Below are 25,297 nucleotides of genomic sequence, written 5' to 3'. Positions count from 1 at the left end.
ATGAGTGAAAAAAGAATAGTAATAGACCCTATAACACGTATCGAGGGACACTTAAGAATAGAAGTTGTTGTAGATGAAAATAATATCGTAAAAGAGGCGTATTCTGGCTCAACTCTTTGGAGAGGCTTAGAGCAGATCGTAAAAGGTAGAGATCCAAGAGATGCTGGCTTTTTCATGCAAAGAATTTGTGGTGTTTGTACATACTCACACTACCGAGCAGGCATTATCGCAGTTGAAAATGCTCTTGGTATCAAGCCTCCGTTAAATGCAGAGCTAACTAGAACGCTTATGAACGCAGCTTTATATCTTCACGATCACATCGTACATTTTTATCAGCTTCATGGCATGGACTGGGCAGACGTGGTCTCTGCACTAAGCGCAGATGTGCATAAAGCTAGCGAAGAGGCGTTTAAATACACTGATTTGCCATTTGCCACGGGAGCTGATAAGCTAAAAGAGGTAAAAGAGAGAGTTGAAGCCTTTGTTAAAAAGGGCAATCTTGGACCATTTGCCAACGCATACTGGGGACATAGTACATATAAATTTACTCCAGAGCAAAATTTAATCGTCCTCTCTCACTACTTAGAGTGCTTAAGGATTCAAAGAACAGCAGCTCAGATGATGGCAATCTTTGGCGCAAAAAACCCACATCCACAAAGCCTAACAGTTGGCGGTGTGACCTGTGTGATGGACCTTATGGATCCAGCTAGAATGGGCGAATATATGAGTAAATTTGCCGAGATCAAAGAATTTGTTGATAGAGCTTACTATCCAGATATCTTGATGGTGGCTAAAGCTTATGGTAATGAGCCAAGCGTTCTAAACGACGTTGGTGTGGCAAATTTACTCTGCTACGATGAGTTTTTGATCGGCAAAAATGACCATCTATTTAAAGGTGGCTATATTTTAAATGGCGATCTTAACAAGGTTTATGATATCGATGAAAATAAAATCACCGAAGAAGCTACTAGGTCTTGGTATAAAAACGACAAAGCACTTCACCCATATGACGGCGAGACTGAGGCAAACTACACAGGCCTTATTGACGGCGAGAGCATAGACGCCGAGGGTAAATTAGCTCACAGTAAGCTTTTTGATACAAAAGGCAAATATAGCTGGATCAAAGCGCCAAGATATGATGGCATGTCTATGCAAGTAGGACCAATAGCAAGTATCGTTATAAACTACGCTAGAGGCAATGAAAGAGTTAAAAAGGTAGTTGATGAGTTTTTAGCAAAGAGTGGCTTGCCATTAAGCGCAGTTTTCTCAACTCTAGGCAGAACCGCTACTCGTATGCTTGAGGCAAAAGTAGTCGCAGAGCATACAATGGACGCATTTAATGCCTTAGTAGAAAATTTAAAATCAGATCAAGAGACCTGCGCAAAATATGTAATCGATAACAAAAAAGAGTACAAAGGAAATTTCCAAGGCAATGCTCCAAGAGGTGCGCTTAGCCACTGGTGCCGCATAAAAGATGGTGTTATCACAAACTGGCAAGCAGTCGTGCCAAGCACATGGAACGCCTCTCCAAAAGACGCACAAAATCAAATGGGCAGCTACGAAGCGTGCTTAGTTGGTTTAAAGATCGCTGATCTTTCAAAACCACTTGAGATAATACGAAAAATTCACTCTTACGATCCTTGCATCGCGTGTGCTGTGCATGTTATGGATACGAAGGGAAATGATTTGAGTACTTATAAGATAAATCCAAATTTGTAAGGAGAAAAGATGTCACATAAAAATGCTGACAGGATCAGCGAATACGAATTCTCCATCGGCGTTAGGCTGACACACTGGATTAGATTTGCAGCGATCACACTTTTAGTTGTGAGTGGCTACTATATCTCGTACGTTTTTGTGAGTCCAGAGATCACGAGCGAGCCTACAAATTTTATGCAAGCAAAGTGGCGTATGGCTCACCAGATCGCTGGCTTTGTGCTAATAGCGGCGTTTATCTTTAAATTTTATCTATTTGTCTTTGATAAACATAGTAAAAAAGAGTGGATGAGTGTGGTTGATTTTCTAAATCCAAAAATTTGGATCGCACAGATCAAATACTATCTTTTTATGGGGCCACATCCGCATTTAAGGGGCGTTTATAATCCTTTGCAGTTTGCCTCATACTTTTTCTTTTATCTTATTTTGACTCTTATTTGCCTAAGCGGTCTTGTGCTTTATGTTCATGTTTATCATGAGGGACTTGGCGGAGCACTTTATGAGCCAGCTAGGTTTTTTGAAGAGCTTATGGGCGGACTAGCAAATGTCAGAACGATACATAGAATTTGTATGTGGGTCATTATGATTTTTGTGCCGATTCATGTTTATATGGCAGTATTTAACGCTGTTAAAGGCAAAAATGGAGCGATGGACGCCATCGTTAGTGGCTATAAATTTGTAAAAGAACACTGATGAGAGTGCTGGTTCTTGGTATCGGCAACGTGATGTTTGCCGATGAGGGCATAGGTGTTCATTTTGTAAATTTGATGGCTAATAACTATAAATTTACAAGTTCTAAAAACGAGCTTACTCTAATGGATGGGGGCACTTTAGCCCTCGCCCTAACTCACATAATAAGCGAATTTGACTATCTTATCGTCGTTGATTGCATTAGCGCAAATGGCGCAAGCGTGGGAGATGTTTATTTTTTCGACTTTCTAAATGTACCAAATTTTATCAGCTGGGACGGCTCGGCTCACGAGATAGAGATGCTTCAGACCCTTCATCTAATGGAGCTTGCGGGCGATAGACCTACGACTAAAATTTTAGGTATCGTGCCTAGCCGCATAGAATCATCAAATTTTAGCCTCTCAGATGAGGTTATAAACGCTTCTGTAATTTTAGAAAAAACGCTGCTTAATCACTTAAAAGAGCTTGATTTTAAGTGTGAAAAGGTGGCAAATTTTACCCTAAATGATATCGTTGATGAATACGCTAAAAAAGGTTTAAAATGATACTTGCTTTTAAATTTACTTGCCACAAGGACGCTTCGTTTCTAGTGCCATTTTTACGCTTGCTTGCTGGTGATCTATCTCATAGTCTAAAGTGCAAAGATGATGAAATTTGTCTAAAGGTAAGTGGCAATACCAGCGAGCTTGAGAGCGTGGCAAATAAAGCAAGTACGCTCTTGCCTTTTAGTCTTTTTATAAAACACAGTGAGGTCTTGGCTGCAAGTGAGCTTGATGAAGAAAGCAAGATAAGTGAGATAAAATTTGGCGGCTTAACTCCAACTCAAGCGAGTACCTTTTTGGCTAGCGAAAAGGCTATCTTAAATGAAAGTGGCGTGCTATGTGAGAGTAAATTTGATGGCGAAATAACGCTTGGTAATTTTAATGAAAAGCTCAAAGTTTGTCTAAATTTATTAAAAAACAGCAAGAACATTTGCGTAGAGCAAGATGAAAATTTATATGAAATTTCTCTTGGCGTAAATTTTGACGCAAATTTCTTGATGCCTGTAAATTTAAAGCAGCTACCAAAAATTTTTATCGCCGATGATAGAGTTTTGACATTTCTAGCTAGCTTTGAAAAGCCACTTTTAGCACTAAAGACGACAGCCATTTATAGACAAAATCACGAGGATGCACCGCTATTTTTTGACGTGATGGCACCAAATGATCTTTTTCTTTACGCCATTTGCGAGCAGCTAAATAAAGAAAGCTTTAGCTTTTTAAGCATTAAGGTAAAGGAGCAAAAAAATGCTCTTTCAAGGCTTACTTTGCTTGAAAGTAGCGCAGTTTTAAGCCCATTTTTCTATGCTAAAAACGAGGAATTTGAGCTTAGTTATTTGGAAGAGATAGCTTTGGGGCTAAAATTTAGCAAATTTAGTGATGACGAAATTTGCCTGCTTTCAAAATCAAGCAAAACGCAGCTTCTATTTTTACCAAAATTTAGTAGCTTTGAAGAAATTTATGAGCTCATAAGAGCCGATGAGGGTGGCGAAAGGCTACTTGAAAACTTCAGTAAAGAGCACGCCTTGCCAAGCGGTAAATTTAGCTCAAATGCTAACTTTTTCTCGCTATTTTGCATAGCTGGACGCTTGCTTGGCTTAAGCGATGACTTTAAAAAAGCAGGGGAGAATTTGCTTCTTATGGCAAGTGATTTTAGCGGTCAAAAGGGCGTTAGGATAGATTACAAAATGAAAGATGACTTTGGTTTAGACGGGGTTAAGTTTGTAAAAAGTATCATTTCATTTATCCTTGCTGGCGCTGGAGAGAAGAACATCAGCTTTGGTTGCACCGAGTCTTTGGCACATTTTTTGAGCGATTTTAGCTATGAAAAACGAGATAAATTTAACATCAAAAATGTTACTTTAAGCGGGGATTTATTTTATAATAAGGTAGTTAGCAACTTGATAAAAAAGCACCTAAACCCAAATATAAAAACAAATTTTGACCCCGGATTTGGCGTTGAGATCAAGCTTTAGATATGAGATCAAAGGCTTAGTTCAAGGCGTTGGTTTTAGACCCTTTGTCTATACTTTAGCGGATAAATTTGCCCTTGTTGGCGAAATTTACAACGATGATGAGGGCGTGAAGCTAAATTTTAGCGGCGAAGAGGCTAGCTTTTTGGCTTTTGAAAAAGAGCTTTATGAGAAGCTACCAGCCCTTGCTAGGATCGATGAGCTAAAGAAGATTAAGATAGATAAAATTTATGAAAAGCTTGAGATCATCGCTTCAAAATCAGCCACCAAACAAGCGCCTATCTTGCCTGATTACGCGCTTTGCGATGACTGCTTGCGCGAGTTTTATGACCCTACAAATCCACGCTACAAATACCCATTTATAAACTGCACCAACTGCGGACCGAGATTTTCCATCATCAAAGCATTGCCTTATGACAGAGTAAATACGACGATGAACGAGTTTAAGATGTGTAAATTTTGTGAGAGCGAGTACAAAGACCCGCTTAATCGCCGCTACCACGCAGAGCCGATCTCTTGCCCAAACTGCGGACCAAAACTCTATCTAAAAGATAAATTTGGCAAGGTGCTTGCCAGTAAAAACGAAGCAGCCAAAGAAGCGGCTGGGCTCATAAACGAGGGCAAAATTTTAGCCATCAAAGGGCTTGGTGGCTTTCATCTAGTTTGCGACGCGACAAATGAAGCTGTAGTTTGTGAGCTAAGAGCTAGAAAACACCGCCCAAGCAAGCCATTTGCGCTGATGAGTAAAAATTTGCAAAACGCTAGAAAAATAGCGCAAATTTCAGAAGCAGAGGCGAAGCTTCTTAGCTCAAATTTAAAGCCGATCGTCCTACTGGAGGCAAAAAACGGCTCAAATATCGCAAAAAGTGTTGCGCCAAATTTAAATAAGCTTGGCGTCATGCTCGCATTTAGCGGCATACATCTTTTGCTTTTTGACTATCTTGAACACGACATCATCGCAACTAGCGCAAATATCTCAGGTGAAGTCGTGATAAAAGATGAGAGTGAGCTAAGAGAGAAACTAGGTGACGTTATAGACTTTTACCTTGATCACGACCGAGAAATTTACTCGCCAAGTGACGATAGTATCGCATTTTGTGTTGGTGATGAAGTGATTTTTACAAGAACGAGCCGTGGCTTAAATCCAAATTTCATTCATACAAATTTCAAGCAAAAAGGGACATTTTTAGCCCTTGGAGCGGAGCTAAAAAGCTCATTTTGCATCTATAAAGACGGACTTTTGATGGTTAGCCCATATATAGGAGATCTAAAAAATGTGGCGACTTTTGATAGATTTAAGGATATTTTTACCCTTTTTGAAACGACTTATGATCTAAAAATAGACAAAGTTATAGCCGATCTGCATCCAAATTTTTTAAATACAAAATGGGCGAAGGATCAGGGCTTTGAGCTAGTTTATTTGCAGCACCACTACGCGCATCTGCTAAGCGTGATCTTTGAAAACGATCTAGCAGATAAAAAGTACCTTGGCTTTTGTTTTGACGGCACTGGATACGGGGAGGATGGCAAAATTTGGGGTGGAGAGGTCTTTAGGCTAGATAAAAAGAATTACGAGCGTGTTTATCACTTTGATGAATTTAGCCTATTTGGGGGCGAAAACAGCATCAAAAATATTTATCTAATCGCATATTCTATTATTTTAAAATACTCTCTTGAGGACGAAGCTGGTAAATTTTTAGTAAATTTTGATGAAAAAATGCTTGCAAATTTTAAAAAAATGGAGCAAAAAGGACTAAACTTAATAAAGACTAGCTCGGTTGGTAGGATATTTGACGCATTTGGAGTGATTATTTGTGGGCTTTTTCACTCTAGTTTTGAGGGCGAGAGTGGTATGAGGCTTGAAGCACTTTATGATAAAAATTTAGATGCGTGTTATAAATTTAGCCTAGATAATGGAGTGATCGGCTTTAAAGAAGCTTTTAAAAGTGCTTTAAAAGATGAGCCAAGAGTGGCTGCAACGGCATTTATAAATGGCTTGGCTGATATTATTTTTGAAATTTCAAAAAAAGAAAAAATGGAAATTTTACTAAGCGGCGGAGTTTTTCAAAATAAGACTTTACTCGAACTTATTTACAAAAAATTTACTAAAGTAAATTTGAAATTTTATATCAATAAAAAATTCTGTAGCAACGATTCTAACGTAAATTTAGGGCAAATTTATTATTATTTATCCACATTTTCTAATAAGTGATGTATAATGATTATAAACGGTAATCAAACGAGAAAGGAGCAGAAAATGGATAGTGTTATACGTTTTAGTGTTTCTTTACCTAGTCAGTTACTTGACGAACTAGATAAAAAGGTTAGCGAACAAGGCTACGCTTCTAGGAGCGAATTTACGAGGGATTTAATACGCGAAAAGATCGTAAGTGATAGCTGGAAGGACGCTAGTGAGGAGTTGATCGGGGTTTTGACGCTCATTTATATGCATCATCACAACGATTTGGTGAATAAAAAGATGGATATAGAGCATAGCTCTGATGTGAAAATCATCTGTACAAACCATGTTCATGTCGATCACCATAACTGCTTAGAAACGATTTCAATAAGAGGCGAGGCGGGCAAAATTGAACGCTTTGCTGAAAGGATCGCCGGCTTAAAGGGCGTAAAATTTTCTAAACTCACAAGGGCAGCTATTCCTAGGTTTTAGTTTTTTAAGGGTCTTTATGGGTTTTAGGAATTTTTGGGATTTTTTTATAGATGAAGTTAGTGGTGGTATTTTTCTTATCGCTGCTGCTTTAGTGGCATTTATCTTTGAAAATGTTTTTTTAAGTAGTTTTTATAACTCATTTTTACAAATCGATACAAGGCTAAATTTTGGCAAATCGCCGATACAAAAGCCCCTTATCCTTTTGGTAAATGATAGTTTGATGGCCGTTTTTTTCTTTTTACTTGGGTTTAGGCTTAAGCGAGAAATTTTTAAAGCAAAGCTTAGGAGTCTGGCCCAAGCTACCTTGCTAAAAATTTTTATCATCGGTGGCATTTTAGCTTCTGTATTTTTTTATATTTTAAATCACAATTATATTTTTTGTTGAAAGACTAAGGCAGTGTCAATGGACATAAATACGGCATTTAAGACACTGGCTAGAAATTTGGTGTTTTGTATATCTTATAAAAGAGAGTGTGAATAATGAACTTTTTAAATAGAATTTTTCTAACAAAAGAGCTGGATCGGTGGCAAAGTGACGGCATAGTCGATAAAGAGACAGCTATAAAAATAGCAAATTTATATGACATCGACACTGACGCTCATAGTGACAAGATAAGTTTTGTCCTAAAACTCGTAGCATATCTCTTTTTTGCACTGGCATTTTTTACTCTCGTTGGTGCAAACTGGGAAGAGATACCAAGACTAGGACGTTTAGCACTTGTGTTATTTGTACTTGGGCTTGTAAATTTTGGTGGAATTTACTATCTCGCAAAGGGAAAGGAAAATCTATCAACGGCGATGTTTTTTCTTGGAAATTTCTGCTTTGGTGCGGCGATTGCTCTTATTGCCCAAATTTATAACATTAGCGATGAGCCAAGCGGTGGTATTTTGCTTTGGAGTATCGGGGCGTTTGCGGTTTCTTTTACTAGTAAGAAAGGTGTATTGGTAGCCCAAAGCCTTATCTTTGCGACAGTTTGGTTTTTTATGATAACTTATCAGGGCGACTTTGGCTTTGGCTTTATCATTTTTATAGCACTTGGCGCATATACGCTTTACAAAGACGACTCAAAATGGCTTGCTTTTGTGCTTTTTATAGATATTTTTATATACATCATTTCATTTTGCGGCTACATTAGTGGTCTTAAAGCGATATTTGATTATGGATTTTTGTTTGGACTTCCGATGGTTGCGATCGTATCGCTATCTTATGCGCTTTTACTTATTAGCATTTCGCCGCTACTAGATAAATTTAGAGTAGGGCTTGGCGCATTTACGAAAGAATTTGGTAAAAATTTTGGCGTTTTTGTGTTGTTATTTTGTCTATTTTTATTTGAAGAAAGAAATTTATTTGAGGTTGGAGATGAAGAGCTTTGGTTTGTGAAGTCGTTTTTTAAAAGCAATTTTGGCTTTGTCTTTATCCTATTTAGTGTTGCTTATTTTGCACTGTTTTTTAAAGAAAAAAATAAGAGTGGATTGCTACTTGGGGCACTGCTCGTGTTGTTGCCATTTGTCTTTAGCTACGGTCCTGGATACGCAAATATATTTTTCTCGCTCGCAAATATCATAACAGCTGCGGTTCTTATCAAAAAGGGTGAGTTAAAACTTGGTCTTTGTATGATATTTTTGGTCGCAGCCGTGAGGTATTTCCAACTCATAGGCGATTATATTGGTGCTACGGCGCTATTTATGGTGTTTGCTTTTATAGTGCTAGTTGTCGCTAGAAAAGGACGTAAAAAATGAAGATAAAAGTATTAATAGTAGCTGTAGTTTTTCAAATTTCGCTTATTGGCATTATGCTTGGCTACGCACTTATGCCACTTTATTTTGGGCAAGAGGTAAGAGTGAGGGTAAATCTTTACGACCCAAGAGATCTTTTTCGTGGAAACTATGTTGATTTAAACTATGAATTTTCAAATTTTCATTCAAGAAATTTTGACGAAAATGATAAAGATGACCACTATATCGACCAATACGATGAGAGAGTAAGAGATGGAGCTAGAGTTTATGCTGTTTTGAAGCCAGATGTTAATGGCACTTACAGCTTTGCTAAATTTAGTATAAGCAAACCAGAGAATGGAGTGTTTTTAGCTGGTAGATATGATGGCTACTCGCTCGTAAAATACGGCATAGAGCACTTTTATATGTCACCTGATAGTGCAGCTAATACTGAAGATGAAATGAGAGAAGAGGATGTTCATGCGTATGCGGTTTTGATGGTGATGGATAATGGCAAGGCTAGACTAAAGGATCTAATAATCCAAAAGAATGCCCAAAAAAATAGTAAAAAACTACTTGGTGATGAAAATTTTGATAAGTTGGATGAGATTAGGCAAAAAGAGTAAAGTAAATTTAGTCAAAATTCTTGTGCAAATTTCATTTATATTTTTAAATTTAAATAAAAATTTAAATAAATTAATTAATTTTTGATCTATTTGCCAAAACTCCTAAATTTTAATTTTATTTTTAAATTTAAGAGTTAAAATCTCCATAAATTAATAAAAAAGGATGAAAAAATGTGTAAAGATTGCGGTTGTTCAATGGGTAATCACGCCCACACTCACACTCACGCTGATGGCACCACTCACTCTCACCCACACACTCATGATGGACATACAGATCACGCTCATGACGCGCACGAACATAGCCACGAGGCTCACGCACACCCTGTGCTAAACGAGAGCAAAACCATAGACGTGATAGAGAAAATTCTCTCTGAAAATGATAAAGAAGCTACCCACAACAGAGCTCATCTTGATGAAAAAAAGATACTTTGCGTAAATTTAATGAGTAGCCCAGGCGCTGGCAAGACGACGCTTTTAGAAGCTACGATAAAGGCTGGTAAGTTTAAAATAGGCGTTGTTGAGGGTGATTTAGAGACAAATCAAGATGCTGATCGCATAGTAAAAGCTGGCGCAAAGGCTCATCAGATAAGCACAGGTCAGACCTGTCACTTAGACGCGTTTATGGTACATGAAGGGCTTCATCATCTGCCACTAAACGAGCTTGATCTAGTCTTTATAGAAAATGTTGGAAATTTAGTTTGCCCTGCAAGCTACGACGTTGGCTCGCATTTTAACGCTGTGCTTCTTTCAGTGCCAGAGGGCGATGATAAGGTGAGCAAATATCCAGTGATGTTTAGGGCTGCTGACGTGCTTCTTATCACAAAAGCTTCGCTTGCGCCGCATTTTGACTTTGACATCGAGCGAGTGAAAAACGACGCTAGAAAGCTAAATCCAAAGGTTGATATCTTTGTGATAGACAGCAAAACGGGTGAGGGCATCGATAAATGGATAAGTTATTTGGAATTTAAAAAAGAGCTAAGATAATGTGCCTCTCAATCCCTTCAAAAGTAATAGAAGTAGATGAAAACAATGTCGCTACGGTTGAAACTCTGGGTGTTACTAGAAAGGTAAGCCTAGATCTCATCTTTGAAGAAGTAAAAGTGGGCGAATACGTGCTAATCCACGTTGGTTACGCCATGCAAAAGATCGATACGCAGTTTGCGCTTGAGAGCTTAGAAGTCTATCAAAAGATCGCTGATGATATGAACGCGGGGAAAATTTGATGGATCTTATCAATGACTTTCGCGATAAAAATTTAATCCTAGCCCTTTCAAAACTCATACAAAAAGAGAGCGTAAAACCGCTAAATATCATGGAAATTTGCGGTGGTCACACGCATAGCATTATGAAATTTGCACTGCCAAGCTTGGTAGGAGAGCATATAAATTTCATCCACGGCCCAGGCTGTCCAGTCTGCGTGATGCCAAAGAGCCGCATAGATGAGGCCTGTAAGCTAGCTAGCATGGATAATGTGATCTTTTGCACGCTAGCTGATATGCTAAGAGTGCCTGGCTCAAAGACAAGCTTGCAAAAGCTTCGCGGCGAGGGGCATGATATAAGGGCACTTTATACGCCACTTGATGCGCTAAATATAGCTAAGCAAAATCCAGACAAAAAGGTCATATTTTTTGCGATCGGATTTGAGACGACGACGCCAATGAGCGCAAATTTGGTTGAAAAAGTGGTGCAAGAGGGCATTAAAAATTTATACTTTCATATAAATCACGTAACCGTCCCAGCACCAGTTAGAGCCATAATGAGCGATGAAAACGTGAGGATAGACGCATTTTTAGGACCAAGTCACGTAAGCGTCATCACTGGAAGTAAAATTTATAAAGAGCTAGCAGATGAGTTTAAAAGACCCATCGCCATTAGTGGTTTTGAGCCGCTTGACATCATGGCAAGTGTGCTAAATTTAGTTCGTCAGCAAAACGCAGGCACATATGAAGTTTATAACGAGTATGCAAGAGCGGTCAAAGAAGAGGGCAACCTCAAGGCAAAAGAGCTCATAGCTAAGTATTTTGAGCCGTGCGACTTTGTCTGGAGAGGCCTTGGCGAGATAGCGCAAAGCGGCATGAAGCTAAAAGATGAGTTTGCCTATCTTGACGCTAGAGTGCAGTTTGACTGCAGCGTAGAGAGCGCTGGCGAGAGCAAGGCTTGCATTTGTGGGCAAATTTTAAGAGGGCTAGCAAAGCCGACTGATTGTAAGGTCTTTGGCAAGGTTTGCAACCCACAAAATCCGATAGGATCGTGCATGGTATCAAGCGAGGGCGCTTGTGCGGCATATTTTAAATACGCAAGAGTTGGTTAAGGAATTTAATGAAAAAGATAATGCTAAGCCACGGCGGCGGCGGCGAGGAGATGAACTCGCTTATAAACGAGACGATATTTAAAATTTTTGATAACGAAATTTTAAGGCAGAGCAACGATTCGGCGATATTAAATTTAAAAGGCAAGATCGCATTTAGCTCTGATAGCTTTGTGGTAACTCCCATTTTTTTTAACGGCGGTGACATCGGCAAGATCGCAGCTTGCGGTACGATAAACGACCTAGCGATGGTTGGAGCAAGCGCAAAATACCTAAGCTGCTCGCTCATCATCGAAGAGGGGCTAAGTATAGAGGAGCTTGAACGCGTGCTTGGCTCGCTTGCAAAAACTTGCAAAGAGAGCGGTGTGAGCGTAGTTTGTGGCGATACGAAGGTAGTGCCAAAGGGCAAATGCGATAAAATTTTTATAAACACAGCAGGCATCGGCGAGATAGTTTGCGAAGGCGTGGAGCTTAAAAATTTAAAAGCAGGGGCTAAAATTTTAATCTCTGGAGATGTTGGCAGACACGGCGGCGTGGTGCTTGCAGCAAGAGAGGAATTTGAGCTTGGACTTGATCTAAAAAGTGACTGCAAGAGCCTAAAAGAGGTTGCTTTAAGGCTATTTAGCGCTGGCATAAAGCCGCAAACTATGCGCGATGCGACAAGGGGCGGACTAAGTGCGGTGCTAAACGAGTGGGCTAAATTTAGTAAATTTGACATCTTAGTTTTTGAAGAAAATATCAAGGTCGCAGACGAAGTGATGGGTGTTTGTGAGCTATTTGGATTTGAGCCTTATGAGCTTGCAAATGAGGGCACTTTTGTGATGGCTGTTGATGAGAGCCAGGCCGAGGACGCGCTTAAAATTTTAAGAGAATTTGACAAAAATGCGATGATAATAGGCGAGGTAATGGAAGCAAAAAACGAGCGCGTCATCATCGAAAACGCCTATAAATCAAGAAGATTTCTCGAGCCGCCAAAGGGCGAACTACTACCAAGGATCTGCTAATGCACGAGCTTAGTATCGTTCAAAATTTAGTTAGCCTTTGCGAGAAAAATGCCGCTAAAGAAAATGCTAAAGAGATAAGCAAGATCGAGATAAAGGTTGGCCGTTTAAGCGGAGTGGAGCCTCATTATCTAGAGAGCGCCTTTGATGTTTATAAAGCTGGCACGATCTGCGAAAACGCCGAGCTTGTGATAAATTTACAAGGCATTGTTGTTGAGTGTTTGGATTGCGGATTTGGCGGAGAGCTTAATGAAAATGACTTCACCTGTCCAAAGTGTAAAAGTCAAAATTTAAAGGTAACTGACGGCGAGGATATGTATCTGATGCGCCTTGAGATGAAGTAAATTTTACATATTTTTATATGTAAAATTTTATGTTTTTTATTAAAATATTTTAATAGTGGTAGTAGCAAAAAAATAGCTACCAAGGTCTTGATCTTTAGCTTTCGATATCCTTTTTATGCGCTTTGCGAGCCGAGGATAATATATATAATCAAAAATGAACGCCTATTTTTGGCTTTAGAAGCAGCCAATAATTTTTCTATAATTTCTGTGCGTTGCAGATTTAAACTACTCAAATATCAAAAACGGAGCCTGAATCACGTTTCTTATTATCTTTAGAGGTGAGAGCAGGGCGTCTTGCAGGATCTGTGTCGAGTACTCTGGCTTTTCAGTCGTGCCTCGTATGGCGATGACAGTTGAGAGCGAGCGGTCCTTGCCAAGGATTATTTGATTTACCAGTGGAATTTTATCAATGATACTGCTAGCATCTTTTAGTAACTTTAGCTCAAGGTCGATATTTATCTTTTTACTCTTTAGATCGATCGTACCACGTCCGCCGATATCAGCACTTGTTCCTATCATTTCAATCGCCAAAAACTCGATCATATCGCCATTTCTAGTGAGTAAAATTTTACCATTTTTAACAGTAAAGCCTTTGTCGTTAAAATCAGGTGTTTTAAAGCTAAGAAGCGATGGAACCGAGTTTAAAAAGCTAAGCAATCTTTGATAAAAGATATAGTCCTTTAAAAAAGTATCAAAAAATCTCACCTCAGCCTTGAAATTCTTAGAGTTTTCTCCAAGCATTTTTAGGCGAAATTTACCACCCTCAAAGCTTTTGATACCAAAAAGGTCGTTAATAAATTCTCCGCTTATGTCGGTTGCGTCTAAATTTATACTTTTTTCATCGTTAAAATAGCCAACTCTTCCTTGCTGTGCCAGCCCATTTAGCGAGGTGCTTTTGCCCTTTTTCTCGGCGCTAAAGCTAGCAAATGGCAAGGTCTTGTTTAGATCCCTTAAAATGATATCGCCATTTTTTGCTAAAAGCTCAAGCGGCGTGATTTGCTCGCTGGTTTTGTTATCGTCAAGCACTAGCAAATTTAGATCTTTAGTTTTTACGTTTATGGCTTTTTCTTTTATGTCTAGGCTTAGCTTTTTGCTTGCACTATCTATTTTTACACCAGCTTTTGAAACTAAAATTTTAAGATCATCATTTTCATACTTTGAGCCATTTTTGTCTAAAAACGGCAAATCAAAGTTTGCTTCTTTGGCAAAAATTTCAAGATCAGTAAAATCCTTACTTTTTATACTAAGCTCATCAAAACCACGCACGCCGTTTTGCTTTAAAACAGGCGAGTTCTCTATGAAAAATTTACTATTTTTTGTTGCTATTTTACTTTCACTGCCAAAGCTCATATCAAGCCCAAATGGCTCTATCTTAAGCAAAGTTTCACCAGCCTTGCTAAAGTCTAAAAATGCGCTAAATGGCTCATTTTTAAAAGTTAAAATTTCATCATTTTTCTCTTTTAGATCAAAGCTTTCTATCACGCCTTTTATCTCGCCAGTACTTTTTTGTAAATTTATATCGGCCTTAGCATTTGCTTTAAAAAACTCAAGCCCAAAGCCAGTAGCATCGATACTTAAATTTGTCGTATTTATGAGCTTTACGAGAGCATTTTTGGTATTAAATTTACTCCCAGCAATCTCTAAAACCGCGTCACTTAGCTTAAATTCTCCATTTGCGATGACGCTTTTTTCATCAAAATTTTCTAAGCTTTTCTCATCAAGCTTTATCAAAATTTTTAAGCTAGCATCCATTTTTCCGCTTAGCTGCCTTACTGGCACGATGATCTTGTAGGCTTTTAATATCTCATTTATAGCTTCATCATAGATCGATTTTGTCTTTATAAGTAGCTCTAAATTTGCGCTTTTTTCATCAAAGATATTATTTATCACAACGCTTGAGCCATCAAGCTTTTTGCCCTTGTAAATAGGCGAAATAAGATCAAATTTAAGCTTTGAGTTTTTAAGCGTGATATTTGCCTCGCCTACATTTACGGCCGGCAAGCCTTTTTCAAATTTAACGAGCAAATTTTTAGTATTTGCGGTGGCATTTAGATCATTTAGATAAAAGTTATTTTTAGCTAGATCAGCCTTGCCATTTATCTCTTTTAGCTCGTAATCATCAGCAACGATGTATCCATATATCCAGTTTTTAACTTCGCCATTTAGCTCTATGCGTCTATCAAGCTCATCAATGAAGTTTTTAATGCTTCCAGCCTCGACATCATAAGCCTTGTAAGTTAAAAATGTATCTTTTAGGGCAAAATTTAGCTTACCGCACAGCTCATGAGAGGTGAAATTTCCTTCAAATTTATAGTCATTTTTATCAAAATCTGCACTCCCTTCGCCGCTAATACTTACGTTAAAATCCTTAAAGCTTAAATTTCTAACGCTAAAAAGATCTATTCCGTCTTGCTGTTCGTTTTGGAATTTAATGTCTACATTTAAATAAGGGCTATCAACAAAAAATATATCATCTAAAAATAGAATTTTTAGTTTAAAATCATCTCCTATTTGCACATTTTCAAGTGAAATTTCTTGAAAAATCGTATCTATAAAATCTACGCTTTTACTAAGATTTAAAAGGCGCTCATCGCTGCTTTTTTGCTTGCTTTCTTTCTTAAAATTTGGAAGCCTTATCTGCTTTGCTCTTGCAATTATTTTTTTATCTAATTTTATATATAATTGCTCCAATTTTACGCCGTAAAACTCGAAATCGTTAATTTTTATGCCGTATTTTAAAAGTAAGATAAATGAAAGAATCAAGATGATAAAAAATTTTATGAAAAAGCCATATTTAGACATTTTTTTTGATATCGTAGCCATCATTTTCCTAAGTGTTTTTGTCTATTTGGCACGCCCTATAAACACAAGCAAGGTCGTTTTTATACCAAAGGGAAGTGTGGGCGAGATTATATCTTATTTAGCTAATCGCAACTTTAACTTAAGCGTGATAGACAAATACGCCATACTTTTTATCGGCTCTCCACAATCTGGCTGGATAGAGATCGGCCAAGACAAAATTTCAAGGGTTGATTTTTTAAAAAAACTCGCAAAATCAAAAGCGGCTTTAACCGAGATAACGCTAATACCAGGCGAGACGACTATCATTTTTTTAAACCAGATCGCCGCCCAGCTAGGACTTGATCCAGTTAAGCTAAATAGCGAATATAACGCTCTTGCTCCAGTGAGTGACGGCTTTTTGATGCCAAATACATATAAAATTCCAATAGGTATCAGCGAAAGGCACCTTGCTTTTTATCTTGTAAATTCATCAAGAAAGGCTCAAAGCGAGATCAGCAATAAAATTTTTGGCGAATACAACGAGAAAAAATGGTTTAAAATTTTAACGATCGCCTCGATCATTCAAAAAGAAGCGGCAAACGACGCTGAGATGCCACTTGTCGCCTCAGTCATTTATAACCGCCTAAATAAGGGCATGAGGCTACAAATGGACGGCACGCTAAACTACGGAATTTATTCACACGATGTGATCACGGCTGAGCGCATAAGAAGCGATATGAGCGAGTTTAATACCTATCTAAACGACGGCATTCCGCCAAGTCCAGTCTGCTCGGTCTCGATAAGTGCGATCAAAGCGGCAATAAACCCTGCAAAGAGCGATTATTTATACTTTGTGCTTGATAAAAAGGCGAAAAAACACATTTTTTCAAAAACCTTAAGCGAGCACAACCAAAATATAGGAAAATAGAGCTAGAATTTGCGGCAAATGCCTAAAATACAACGAGATTTAATAAAGAAAGTGATAAATTTTAAAAAACTAAAAGGGCTAAAATGAGTGACATTATCTGGACCAAAACTGACGAAGCACCGCTATTTGCAAGCTACTCTCTCTTTCCTATCGTAAAGAGCTTTTTATCACGCGCTGACATTAGCATAACTAGGGCCGATATTAGCCTGGCTGGGAGAATTTTATCTCTTTTTAGCAAAGAGCTTGGACTAAATAAGTCCGATGAGCTGGAGCTTTTAGGCGAGCTGACCAGTCACAAAGAGGCAAATATCATAAAACTGCCAAACATCTCAGCTACGCTTGTTCAGCTAAAAGCAGCGATAGAGGAGCTAAGAAGCAAGGGCATAAATGTGCCGTTTTACCCAGATGAGATCATCACAGACTACGACGAAGAGGTTGCTAAAAAATACCAAAAAGTGCTTGGCAGCGCGGTAAATCCAGTGCTTAGGCAAGGAAACTCAGATAGAAGAGTCTTGCCACCGGTTAAAGAATTTGCCAAAAAGCATCCTCACAGCAATGGCGACTGGGACAAGACAAATAAAACTAAAATTTGCTACATGCAAAAGGGCGATTTTTATGAGAATGAGCGCTCAATTATCGCCAGTAAAGATGAGAAATTTTATGTAAATTTTATAAGTATAGAGGGCAAAAAAGAACTTTTAAAAGAGCTTGCAGTTCAAAGCGGCGAGATCGTAGATGCCACCTTTTTAAGCATAAATGAACTTGATAAATTTTATGAAAACTGTTTTGAAGAGGCAAAAAAAGAGAATTTGACCTTGAGTCTGCACCTAAAATGCACGATGATGAAAGTTAGCGATCCAGTCATCTTTGCGCATGCGATAAAAAGCTATTTCAAAGAGGCTTTTACTGAATATGGCGAAGAATTTAAGGCTCACGGCATGGAGGCTAAAAACGGCTTAAAAGATATGTTTGCTAAAATTTCACAGCTTAAAAACAAAGATGAAATTTTGGCTAAATTTGATGAAATTTTGAGCAAAAAGGCAAAAATTTGGGCATTAAATGAAAGTGCTAGCAACTTTGATGTACCAAATGATGTCATCATCGATGCCTCCGTGCCAGCGCTCATTAGAAACTCTGGCAAGGTAAAAGATAGAAGTGGCGAGCTAAATTTCTCGCTTTGCATGATCCCAGATAGGACCTACGCTAGGGTTTATGAGGCTTGCATAGCGGACTTTAAAGAGTATGGCGCACTTGATGTGAGCAAGATTGGCAGCGTGGCAAACGTAGGGCTAATGGCCAAAAAGGCCGAGGAGTATGGCAGCCATGATAAGACTTTCATCGCAAAAGAAGATGGAGAATTTGTTGTTTTTGATGAGGCTGGCGAGAGTGTCTTTAAATTTAGCGTCAAAAAGGGCGACATTTTTAGGATGACTCAGGCAAAGGATGATGCGATAAATGCGTGGTTTGAGCTTGCTTTAAAAAGAGGCAAAATTTCAAAAGATGAGCTTATATTTTGGCTAGATAGTAGCCGTGCTCACGATAGAAATTTGATAGCTAAATTTGAAAAATTTAGAGAGAAATTTGCTAGCGCTGGCGTAAAATTTGAAATTTTAAACTACGAGCAAGCGACTACGAAAACGCTTGAGGTAATAAGAGCTGGCAAAAACGTTATAAGTGTAACTGGTAACGTTTTAAGAGATTATTTAACCGATCTTTTTCCGATCTTTGAGCTAGGTGGTAGCTCAAAAATGCTCTCAGTTGTGCCGCTACTTGCTGGTGGAGCGATGTTTGAAACAGGTGCTGGCGGAACGGCCCCAACGCTTGTAAAAGAGCTAAAAGAGAAAAATCATCTACTTTGGGATAGTCTGGGCGAGTTTTTAGCGCTTAGTGCTTCGCTCGAGCATTTGGCATTTGCTAAGCAAAAAAAAGAGGCAAAAGAGCTAAGTGATGCGCTAAATAGAGCGGTTGCTAGCTATTTGGACGAAAACAAAACGCCAAATGCCACTCTTGATACTAGGGAGTCACACTTCTATCTAGCGCTTTTTTGGGCAAGAGAAATGGCAAAAAGTGGCAGAATTTTAAGTAAAATTTTTGAAAATTTAGCGGACGATCTAGAGAAAAATGAGAACGAAATTTTAAAAGAGATAAGACAAAATGATGGTGCAAGCGTGGAATTTGGTGGATATTATTTGCCAGATGAAGTGAGGGCAAATGAGGTCATGAGACCAAGTAAAATTTTAAATCAAATAATAGGATGAGAAAATGAAAATAAGTATAGTTGGAGCTGGAAACGTCGGTGCGAGCATAGCATATGCGCTTTGTATGAGAGAAGTTTGCGATGAGATCGCGCTTGTGGATATATTTGGTGATGTGGCACGCGCAAAAGCGATCGATCTAGCGCAGTCAAGCTGCGTGTTTAACGCAAAAACTATCGTTTGTGGTGGCGATGACTTTATGCTAATAGAGGGCAGTGATATCGTAGTGATAACTGCTGGAAGCCCAAGGAAAGAGGGTCAAACAAGAGAGGACTTGCTTCTTAAAAATGCCGTAGTCGTAAAACAAACAGCTCAAAATATCGCAAAATTTGCACCAAATGCGGTGATAATCGTCGTGACAAATCCGCTTGATGTGATGGTTTGGACGGCTCACAAATTTAGCGGTTTTAGCAAAAATAAAGTGATCGGCATGGCTGGTGAGCTGGATGGTGCAAGATGCAGATATGAGCTAGCACTTCTAAAAGATAAAGATGCAAAAAAGCTAAAGACAAAGATAATTGGTGCTCACAACGACGAGATGATCGTATCTGCTAGCAATATCAGCGAAAATTTAAACGAAAATGAGCTAACAACTCTTAAAAAAGAGACAAGTACAGGTGGCGCAAAGATCGTTAAACTCCTTGGCACTTCAGCTTACTATGCACCAGCAGCTGCAGTTGTGAAAATGTGTGAAGCGATCATGGGCAAGAGTGATGAAATTTTAAGCGCTAGCGTGCTTCTTGATGATGAGCTAAGTTGCGGCAGGCTAGTAAGACTTGGACATGATGGCTTAAAAGAAATTTTAGAGCTAAATATAAATGAAAGTGAGCAAGAGCAGCTAAGTAAAAGCGAAGCTGATATTAGAAAAAACATTAAATTTTTAAAAGAAAATTTGGATTAGGAATATAGATGATAATAAAAGAAAATGTACCTGTTTGGGTCGATGAGAGCAGGTGTAAAGCCTGTGATGTCTGCGTGAGCTACTGCCCAGCAGGCGTGCTAGCGATGAGACTTGAGCCAAAGGCGGTACTTGGTAAGATGATAGAGGTCGTCTATGCTGACTCATGCATAGGCTGTCGCGACTGCGAGCTTCACTGCCCTGATTTTGCCATTTATGTGGCTGAAAAAGGCTTTAAATTTGCAAAGCTAACGCCTGAGAGCAAAGAGCGGGCCGCTGCCGTAAAGGCAAATAAATTTGCAAAGCTTGGAGAGAGCGCATGAGAGAGCTAGTATCAACTGGAAATGCCCTAGTAGCAAGGGCTGCGGTCGAGTGCGGCTGTAACTTCTTTGGCGGATATCCGATCACTCCAAGTAGCGAGATCGCCCATGAGCTAAGCGTGCTTTTGCCAAAACATGGCGGTACATTTATACAAATGGAAGATGAGATAGCTGGAATTTCAGTTTCTCTTGGTGCAAGTGCGAGCGGAGCTAAGGCGATGACTGCTAGCTCAGGGCCTGGAATTTCACTAAAGGCTGAGCAAATAGGCCTTGGCTTTATCGCTGAGATACCACTTGTCATCGTAAATGTCATGCGCGGCGGCCCTTCAACTGGCTTGCCAACCCGCGTCGCACAAGGCGATATCTTGCAGGCTAAAAACCCAACTCATGGCGATATAAATATGATAGTGCTAGCCCCTAGCAGCCTCGAGGAGTGCTATACGCAGACAGTTCGAGCATTTAACCTCGCAGCTAGGTTTATGACGCCAGTTATGCTGCTACTTGATGAGACGATAGGACACATGCAAGCAAGGGTGCGTTTGCCAGAAATCAGCGAGCTAGAAATTTATAAAAGAAGAGAATTTGGTGGCAAGCCAAAAGAGTATAAACCCTACGAGGCAGCACCCGATGAGCCAGCTACGTTAAATCCTTTCTTTAAAGGCTACCACTACCATATCACTGGGCTTCATCACGGCGCTACTGGCTTTCCAACAGAAGATGGCAAGATCGTTGAATACTCAATGAACAGGCTATTTGATAAGATAAATTTACACACTGATGAGTGCGAGAAATTTGAAGAGTTTATGCTTAACGACGCTGAAATTTGCATCATCGCCTTTGGTAGCGTGGCGCTTTCAGCCAAGCAAGCGATCTTAAATTTACGTGAAAGAGGGCTAAAAGTAGGGCTGTTTAAGCCACTCACACTTTTTCCAGCTCCAGCTAAAAAGCTAAAAGAGATATCAAATAAATTTAATAAAATTTTAGTCTGCGAGCTAAATTTAGGTCAGTATAGTGGCGAAATTTCAAAAATCATATTAAGAGATGACTTTGCAAAACTGCTAAAAGCAAACGGCAGACCGATAAGCCCAAGCGAGATCGAGGCGAAGATAGGAGAAATTTATGGCTTTTAATTACGATAAATATTTACGAACAGATAAAATGCCTACTCTTTGGTGCTGGGGCTGTGGCGATGGCGTCATACTAAAGGCGCTCATCCGAGCTATCGACACCATGGGCTGGGATATGAACGACGTTTGCGTGGTCTCAGGTATAGGCTGCTCTGGTCGCTTTAGCGGATACCTCGACTGCAACACCATTCACACAACTCACGGCAGAGCCGTAGCCTACGCCACTGGCGTAAAGATGGCAAATCCGGATAAGCACGTAATCGTAGTAACTGGCGATGGCGACGGACTAGCGATCGGAGGCAACCACACGATACACGGATGCCGCCGAAATATCGGGCTAAATCACATCCTAATCAACAACTTCATCTACGCGCTAACAAACTCGCAAACCAGCCCAACCACGCCAAAGGGTATGTGGACGGTCACAGCGCAATACGGCAACATCGATCCTAGCTTTGACGCCTGTAAGCTCGCAACTGCCGCAGGTGCTAGCTTTGTCGCACGTGGTAGCGTCATCGAGCCAGAGAAGCTTACAAAGCTCTTTGTAGAGGGCTTTAGCCACGATGGATACAGCTTTTTTGATGTATTTTCAAACTGCCACATAAATTTAGGTCGTAAAAACAAAATGGGCGAGGCGGTGAAAAATTTAGAGTGGATAAAAGGCCGCACGACTAGCAAGGTTAAATTTGACATGTTAAGCGACGAAGAGAAAAAGGGCATTTTCCCACTTGGTGTGCTTCACAAAGATGAAGAAAAGATCGAATACACCAAGGCTTACGACAAGGTAAGAAGGGCTGCAATGAGCAATGAAGCGATAAATTTTGAGGAGCTAGCATGAAGTCACAGCTAAGATTTGTCGGCGTTGGCGGACAGGGCGTCATACTAGCAGGCGAGATCCTCTCAGCTGCCAAGATAAAAGCAGGCGGATACGGCGTCAAGGCCTCTACCTACACATCTCAGGTGCGTGGCGGTCCAACGAAGGTCGATATCATACTTGATGAGAAAGAAATTTTATATCCTTATGCAAACGAGGGCGAGATAGACTTTATGCTTGCCACTGCGCAGATAAGCTACAACGCCTTTAAAAGTGGCGTGAAAGAGGGCGGAGCGATCGTTGTCGAGCCAAATTTGGTAAAAGTAAGTGATGAAGACAAAAAGCGCTGGAAAATTTATGAAATTCCTATCATCTCTATCGCAAAAGACGAGGTTGGAAATGTCATCACTCAAAGTGTTGTAGCTCTTGGCGTGGCTGTGGCGATGAGCAAGTGCATGGATGAAAATTTAGTGCGTGAAGAGATGCTAGCAAGCGTGCCAGCCAAGGTCAAAGAAGCAAATGCTAAAGCTTATGAGCTAGGCCTAAAATATGCAAAAGAGCTTTTAAAATAAATTTTGGCTAATTTTTAGCCAAAATTTCTACTATAAACAGAAAAATCAATTATTACTTTTATTAAAATTTAAAGCATCACTTGTCGATATAAAAGATTATATTTATAGTATTTATTTATCTTATCAAAGCTATGAAATTTTTAAAAATCGTTCTCATAATGCCTTATTTTAGCTTTCTTAAATAAAATATATTTTTAAATATTTAATAAATTAATAAATTATATTTAAGATTTGTTTTAGTAACATTTCAGATGTAAAATTTTTGTAAAAGGAGTAAAAGTTGAGTTACAAAATCTCAGTTGCAACATGTGCTGCACTTCTGATGTGCAGTGGTTTTTTAAGTCAAGTTTTTGCTGTGCAAACGACAAAGCTTGAGGGTATTGAAGTAAATTCAGTCGGTGATAACATCAGCGAGAGTGGTATCAGCGAAGGCATACTAAACAAAGGCGTTGCTAGTGGTCCTCTAGCAGGAAAAAGAGTGCTTGATATGCCTTATCAGGTAAATACAATGTCTATTGAAGCTATGAACAACCAAGGTGTAGCAGGTTTTGAAGACGCAGTAAAATACTTCCCTTCGGCGCAAATTCAAACCAGAGGTGGTATAGAAGTCGGTCGTCCGCAAACGCGTGGCTTTGAGGGATCAGTCGTTGGAAACGTACTTTGGGACGGTTTTTATGCGGTTTCTACGACAGCTATTCCGATGTATATGTTTGAAGGTCTGCAAATCCAAAACGGACTTGCTGGCTCACTTTATGGCGGACAAAATCCAGCAGGCTTTTTTAACTACACAAGAAAACGTCCGATACCTTTCTCAAATACGGTTTGGGCTGACTATACGAGCCGCTCAAATTTTGGTATAGGTTGGGATACTTCAAATAGATTTGAACATGTTGGATATCGTGGTGTGTTTTATAAAAGCGACGGTGCAAAACAAGCTAAAAAAAGCGACTACGAAAGAAATTTGGCTAGTCTTGGACTTGACTTTTATTTAACTGAAAATTTCACGATCGAGACAAATTTTAGCTACTACAGACATAAAATGTTAGGAAATCCTGGTGGCTTTTCTATGCCAGGTGATAACGGTGTCTTAAATTTTGATATTCCAAGTGCTACTAAAACTACTAAAGCTGGTTTAGAACAAGAGTGGGCTGGAAGTGATCTAAAAACAACGACTGCAAGCGCTAAATTTAAATACGCACCTACCGAGAATTGGTATTTCGAGGTAGCTATCAGTGGCAAAAGGCCATCCGTGATATGTATGGCACAAGCAAAACTTTTACTAATCAAAACGGTGATTTTGACGTAAAAGCTGGTGGCGGTGGCGGTGCAGCTCAAAGATTTGACGTGCAAAGCTGGTTTGCAAAGGCTATAACCGAATTTGAAACATTTGGCATAGAACACAATCTTGGCGTGCAAACAAATGGATATATATGGACTTTATATGGTGCTAGAAATCCTGCTTCAAGACCAGTTTCTTTAGGAAATTCTAACTTATATAGTCCGCGCGTCTTTGCACAGCCTAACACAAAAAAAGCAAGCGGAGCTTATAAAAGTAGCGATACTATTATGAAAAATATAACTATCGCTGACGACATCAAAATAAACGACTATTTTAGCGTCATTTTAAGTGCGGCTAGAAGCAACTTCGAAAGTAAAAACAAGCAAACGGGTGTAAAAAGCTACGACAAAAGCGGCAATAGCTATGCAGGAAGCCTCATCTACCGCCCAGTTGAGAACGTCAGCTTGTATTTCACATATGCTGATAGCTTGCAAGGCGGATCTGCTTATACCTACACCGACGCAAGCAACCCGCGATACGGTGAGACGGTTGTCGTAAAGCCGTACAGAAGTAAGCAATACGAAGTTGGCGCAAAGGCTAGGATGGACGAGCTTGACCTATCGGCTGCGCTTTTTGAGATCAAACGCCCATTAATTTATCTTGGCGACAATAATGAATACGGCGAGCAAGGCGAGCAAGTAAATAGAGGACTTGAAGTCAGCGCAGGCGGTAAGATCACAAACGATCTTAGCGTAATGGGCGGTATCGCGCTAATCCAGCCTAAGCTAAAAAGAGCAAAACAAACCTACGCAGAGGGTAAAATCGTAGTTGGCGAGCCGCGCGTGCAATCAAACCTACTCTTTGACTACCTTGTACCAAATACAAATAAGCTAGCATTAAGTGCAAATTTTCACTATACTGGCAAACGTTATGCTGATCAACGTAACATAAATGCAGCTCCTGCTTACTTTACAACCGATCTTGGCATCCGCTACGTGACCAAAGAGTGGCTAGGAAAGCAAACTACGCTAAGATTTAACGTAAATAACGTATTTGATAAAAAATACTGGGTCGGAATGTTCCCGTCAAACATTGATGGAACAGACAATAAAACAGGCTCTAGCCTATTCTTAGGACAATCAAGAACTTTTATGTTATCAGCTGAAGTTAAATTCTAAAACCAAAACTAAAGCCAAATTTATTTTGGCTTTAGGCTCTTTAAATTTGTCCTTTTTGTAGG

General features: G+C 39.4%; 24 protein-coding genes. 23 read left to right on the top strand and 1 reads right to left on the bottom strand.

The features are described from left to right. The 14 genes from ATCC51562_RS06215 to hypA all read left to right on the top strand — a co-directional run bounded on the left by ATCC51562_RS06215 (nt 1) and on the right by hypA (nt 13,083). Complete coding sequence (locus ATCC51562_RS06215) at nt 1–1,719, top strand: nickel-dependent hydrogenase large subunit (RefSeq protein WP_021091366.1); 1,719 nt, start codon at nt 1–3, stop codon at nt 1,717–1,719. Between the two features lie 9 nt (nt 1,720–1,728). Then, a complete protein-coding gene (cybH, locus tag ATCC51562_RS06210) occupies nt 1,729–2,409 on the top strand; it encodes a Ni/Fe-hydrogenase, b-type cytochrome subunit (protein WP_021091370.1) in 681 nt (226 codons plus the stop codon). Continuing rightward, nucleotides 2,409–2,951, top strand: a complete 543-nt coding sequence (locus ATCC51562_RS06205; protein ID WP_021091328.1) for a HyaD/HybD family hydrogenase maturation endopeptidase — start codon at nt 2,409–2,411, stop codon at nt 2,949–2,951. Before cybH ends, ATCC51562_RS06205 begins: the two co-directional genes overlap by 1 nt. Then, complete coding sequence (locus ATCC51562_RS06200) at nt 2,948–4,420, top strand: hypothetical protein (protein ID WP_021091287.1); 1,473 nt, start codon at nt 2,948–2,950, stop codon at nt 4,418–4,420. Before ATCC51562_RS06205 ends, ATCC51562_RS06200 begins: the two co-directional genes overlap by 4 nt. After that, complete coding sequence (gene hypF, locus ATCC51562_RS06195) at nt 4,404–6,629, top strand: carbamoyltransferase HypF (protein WP_021091381.1); 2,226 nt, start codon at nt 4,404–4,406, stop codon at nt 6,627–6,629. The genes ATCC51562_RS06200 and hypF overlap by 17 nt, the downstream gene beginning before the upstream one ends. A gap of 45 nt (nt 6,630–6,674) precedes the next feature. After that, nucleotides 6,675–7,088, top strand: a complete 414-nt coding sequence (gene nikR, locus ATCC51562_RS06190) for a nickel-responsive transcriptional regulator NikR (protein ID WP_021091291.1) — start codon at nt 6,675–6,677, stop codon at nt 7,086–7,088. Between the two features lie 16 nt (nt 7,089–7,104). Next, complete coding sequence (locus ATCC51562_RS06185) at nt 7,105–7,473, top strand: Na+/H+ antiporter NhaA (protein ID WP_021091414.1); 369 nt, start codon at nt 7,105–7,107, stop codon at nt 7,471–7,473. Nucleotides 7,474–7,568: 95 nt separating this feature from the next. Further along, nucleotides 7,569–8,828 (top strand): DUF2157 domain-containing protein, encoded by a 1,260-nt coding sequence (locus tag ATCC51562_RS06180; protein ID WP_021091285.1) that lies wholly within the window; start codon nt 7,569–7,571, stop codon nt 8,826–8,828. After that, entirely contained in the window at nt 8,825–9,430 is a 606-nt protein-coding gene (locus ATCC51562_RS06175) for a GDYXXLXY domain-containing protein (RefSeq protein WP_021091305.1), read from the top strand. Before ATCC51562_RS06180 ends, ATCC51562_RS06175 begins: the two co-directional genes overlap by 4 nt. A gap of 171 nt (nt 9,431–9,601) precedes the next feature. Next, nucleotides 9,602–10,414 (top strand): hydrogenase nickel incorporation protein HypB, encoded by an 813-nt coding sequence (gene hypB, locus ATCC51562_RS06170; RefSeq protein WP_035167475.1) that lies wholly within the window; start codon nt 9,602–9,604, stop codon nt 10,412–10,414. After that, on the top strand, nt 10,414–10,653 hold the full coding sequence (locus tag ATCC51562_RS06165; protein WP_021091301.1) for a HypC/HybG/HupF family hydrogenase formation chaperone: 240 nt from the start codon (nt 10,414–10,416) through the stop codon (nt 10,651–10,653). The genes hypB and ATCC51562_RS06165 overlap by 1 nt, the downstream gene beginning before the upstream one ends. After that, complete coding sequence (gene hypD, locus ATCC51562_RS06160; protein WP_021091317.1) at nt 10,653–11,741, top strand: hydrogenase formation protein HypD; 1,089 nt, start codon at nt 10,653–10,655, stop codon at nt 11,739–11,741. Before ATCC51562_RS06165 ends, hypD begins: the two co-directional genes overlap by 1 nt. Nucleotides 11,742–11,749: 8 nt before the next feature. After that, nucleotides 11,750–12,742 (top strand): hydrogenase expression/formation protein HypE, encoded by a 993-nt coding sequence (hypE, locus tag ATCC51562_RS06155; protein ID WP_021091387.1) that lies wholly within the window; start codon nt 11,750–11,752, stop codon nt 12,740–12,742. Continuing rightward, complete coding sequence (hypA, locus tag ATCC51562_RS06150; protein WP_021091292.1) at nt 12,742–13,083, top strand: hydrogenase maturation nickel metallochaperone HypA; 342 nt, start codon at nt 12,742–12,744, stop codon at nt 13,081–13,083. Before hypE ends, hypA begins: the two co-directional genes overlap by 1 nt. Nucleotides 13,084–13,308: 225 nt before the next feature. Here hypA and ATCC51562_RS06145 read toward each other — a convergent pair whose 3' ends face one another. Then, entirely contained in the window at nt 13,309–15,774 is a 2,466-nt protein-coding gene (locus ATCC51562_RS06145) for an AsmA-like C-terminal domain-containing protein (protein WP_080658750.1), read from the bottom strand. A 73-nt stretch (nt 15,775–15,847) separates the two neighbouring features. Here ATCC51562_RS06145 and mltG point away from each other — a divergent pair, with 73 nt between their 5' ends. The 9 genes from mltG (at nt 15,848) to ATCC51562_RS09840 (ending at nt 25,235) form a co-directional block, all read left to right on the top strand. Then, nucleotides 15,848–16,792 carry an endolytic transglycosylase MltG gene (mltG, locus tag ATCC51562_RS06140; RefSeq protein WP_035167474.1) on the top strand — a complete coding sequence of 315 codons (945 nt, stop codon included), beginning with the start codon at nt 15,848–15,850 and terminating at the stop codon, nt 16,790–16,792. A gap of 83 nt (nt 16,793–16,875) precedes the next feature. Beyond that, on the top strand, nt 16,876–19,050 hold the full coding sequence (locus tag ATCC51562_RS06135; RefSeq protein WP_021091282.1) for an NADP-dependent isocitrate dehydrogenase: 2,175 nt from the start codon (nt 16,876–16,878) through the stop codon (nt 19,048–19,050). Between the two features lie 4 nt (nt 19,051–19,054). Further along, on the top strand, nt 19,055–19,948 hold the full coding sequence (locus ATCC51562_RS06130; protein WP_021091350.1) for a lactate/malate family dehydrogenase: 894 nt from the start codon (nt 19,055–19,057) through the stop codon (nt 19,946–19,948). Nucleotides 19,949–19,956: 8 nt separating this feature from the next. Beyond that, nucleotides 19,957–20,268, top strand: coding sequence for a 4Fe-4S dicluster domain-containing protein (locus tag ATCC51562_RS06125; RefSeq protein WP_021091402.1), 312 nt, complete (start codon nt 19,957–19,959; stop codon nt 20,266–20,268). Next, a complete protein-coding gene (locus tag ATCC51562_RS06120; RefSeq protein WP_021091355.1) occupies nt 20,265–21,395 on the top strand; it encodes a 2-oxoglutarate synthase subunit alpha in 1,131 nt (376 codons plus the stop codon). The genes ATCC51562_RS06125 and ATCC51562_RS06120 overlap by 4 nt, the downstream gene beginning before the upstream one ends. Further along, nucleotides 21,385–22,230 (top strand): 2-oxoglutarate ferredoxin oxidoreductase subunit beta, encoded by an 846-nt coding sequence (locus ATCC51562_RS06115; RefSeq protein ID WP_021091283.1) that lies wholly within the window; start codon nt 21,385–21,387, stop codon nt 22,228–22,230. The genes ATCC51562_RS06120 and ATCC51562_RS06115 overlap by 11 nt, the downstream gene beginning before the upstream one ends. Continuing rightward, entirely contained in the window at nt 22,227–22,778 is a 552-nt protein-coding gene (locus tag ATCC51562_RS06110; RefSeq protein WP_021091297.1) for a 2-oxoacid:acceptor oxidoreductase family protein, read from the top strand. Before ATCC51562_RS06115 ends, ATCC51562_RS06110 begins: the two co-directional genes overlap by 4 nt. Nucleotides 22,779–23,058: 280 nt before the next feature. Next, nucleotides 23,059–24,084, top strand: coding sequence for a TonB-dependent receptor plug domain-containing protein (locus tag ATCC51562_RS09845; protein WP_235044192.1), 1,026 nt, complete (start codon nt 23,059–23,061; stop codon nt 24,082–24,084). Then, the gene (locus ATCC51562_RS09840) at nt 24,033–25,235 is read left to right on the top strand and encodes a TonB-dependent receptor (RefSeq protein WP_235044191.1); all 1,203 of its coding nucleotides are present in this window, start codon (nt 24,033–24,035) and stop codon (nt 25,233–25,235) included. The genes ATCC51562_RS09845 and ATCC51562_RS09840 overlap by 52 nt, the downstream gene beginning before the upstream one ends. The last annotated feature ends 62 nt before the right edge of the window (nt 25,236–25,297 follow it).

The organism is Campylobacter concisus ATCC 51562 (genome assembly GCF_000466745.1).
GTDB classification, from domain to species: Bacteria; Campylobacterota; Campylobacteria; order Campylobacterales; family Campylobacteraceae; genus Campylobacter_A; species Campylobacter_A concisus_B.
The sequence above is the reverse complement of the archived record's forward strand: the minus strand, read 5'-3'. Positions and strand labels throughout refer to the sequence as shown.

Coding starts and splice junctions, on each gene's coding strand:
- ATCC51562_RS06115 (WP_021091283.1), top strand. CDS start 21,385: ATGGCTTTTAATTACGATAAATATTTACGAACAGATAAAATGCCTACT.
- ATCC51562_RS06200 (WP_021091287.1), top strand. CDS start 2,948: ATGATACTTGCTTTTAAATTTACTTGCCACAAGGACGCTTCGTTTCTA.
- ATCC51562_RS06130 (WP_021091350.1), top strand. CDS start 19,055: ATGAAAATAAGTATAGTTGGAGCTGGAAACGTCGGTGCGAGCATAGCA.
- ATCC51562_RS06180 (WP_021091285.1), top strand. CDS start 7,569: ATGAACTTTTTAAATAGAATTTTTCTAACAAAAGAGCTGGATCGGTGG.
- ATCC51562_RS06165 (WP_021091301.1), top strand. CDS start 10,414: ATGTGCCTCTCAATCCCTTCAAAAGTAATAGAAGTAGATGAAAACAAT.
- hypB (WP_035167475.1), top strand. CDS start 9,602: ATGTGTAAAGATTGCGGTTGTTCAATGGGTAATCACGCCCACACTCAC.
- ATCC51562_RS06205 (WP_021091328.1), top strand. CDS start 2,409: ATGAGAGTGCTGGTTCTTGGTATCGGCAACGTGATGTTTGCCGATGAG.
- ATCC51562_RS06175 (WP_021091305.1), top strand. CDS start 8,825: ATGAAGATAAAAGTATTAATAGTAGCTGTAGTTTTTCAAATTTCGCTT.
- ATCC51562_RS06135 (WP_021091282.1), top strand. CDS start 16,876: ATGAGTGACATTATCTGGACCAAAACTGACGAAGCACCGCTATTTGCA.
- ATCC51562_RS06215 (WP_021091366.1), top strand. CDS start 1: ATGAGTGAAAAAAGAATAGTAATAGACCCTATAACACGTATCGAGGGA.
- cybH (WP_021091370.1), top strand. CDS start 1,729: ATGTCACATAAAAATGCTGACAGGATCAGCGAATACGAATTCTCCATC.
- ATCC51562_RS06125 (WP_021091402.1), top strand. CDS start 19,957: ATGATAATAAAAGAAAATGTACCTGTTTGGGTCGATGAGAGCAGGTGT.
- mltG (WP_035167474.1), top strand. CDS start 15,848: ATGATAAAAAATTTTATGAAAAAGCCATATTTAGACATTTTTTTTGAT.
- hypD (WP_021091317.1), top strand. CDS start 10,653: ATGGATCTTATCAATGACTTTCGCGATAAAAATTTAATCCTAGCCCTT.
- hypE (WP_021091387.1), top strand. CDS start 11,750: ATGAAAAAGATAATGCTAAGCCACGGCGGCGGCGGCGAGGAGATGAAC.
- ATCC51562_RS09840 (WP_235044191.1), top strand. CDS start 24,033: ATGTATGGCACAAGCAAAACTTTTACTAATCAAAACGGTGATTTTGAC.
- ATCC51562_RS06120 (WP_021091355.1), top strand. CDS start 20,265: ATGAGAGAGCTAGTATCAACTGGAAATGCCCTAGTAGCAAGGGCTGCG.
- ATCC51562_RS06110 (WP_021091297.1), top strand. CDS start 22,227: ATGAAGTCACAGCTAAGATTTGTCGGCGTTGGCGGACAGGGCGTCATA.
- nikR (WP_021091291.1), top strand. CDS start 6,675: ATGGATAGTGTTATACGTTTTAGTGTTTCTTTACCTAGTCAGTTACTT.
- hypA (WP_021091292.1), top strand. CDS start 12,742: ATGCACGAGCTTAGTATCGTTCAAAATTTAGTTAGCCTTTGCGAGAAA.
- ATCC51562_RS06185 (WP_021091414.1), top strand. CDS start 7,105: ATGGGTTTTAGGAATTTTTGGGATTTTTTTATAGATGAAGTTAGTGGT.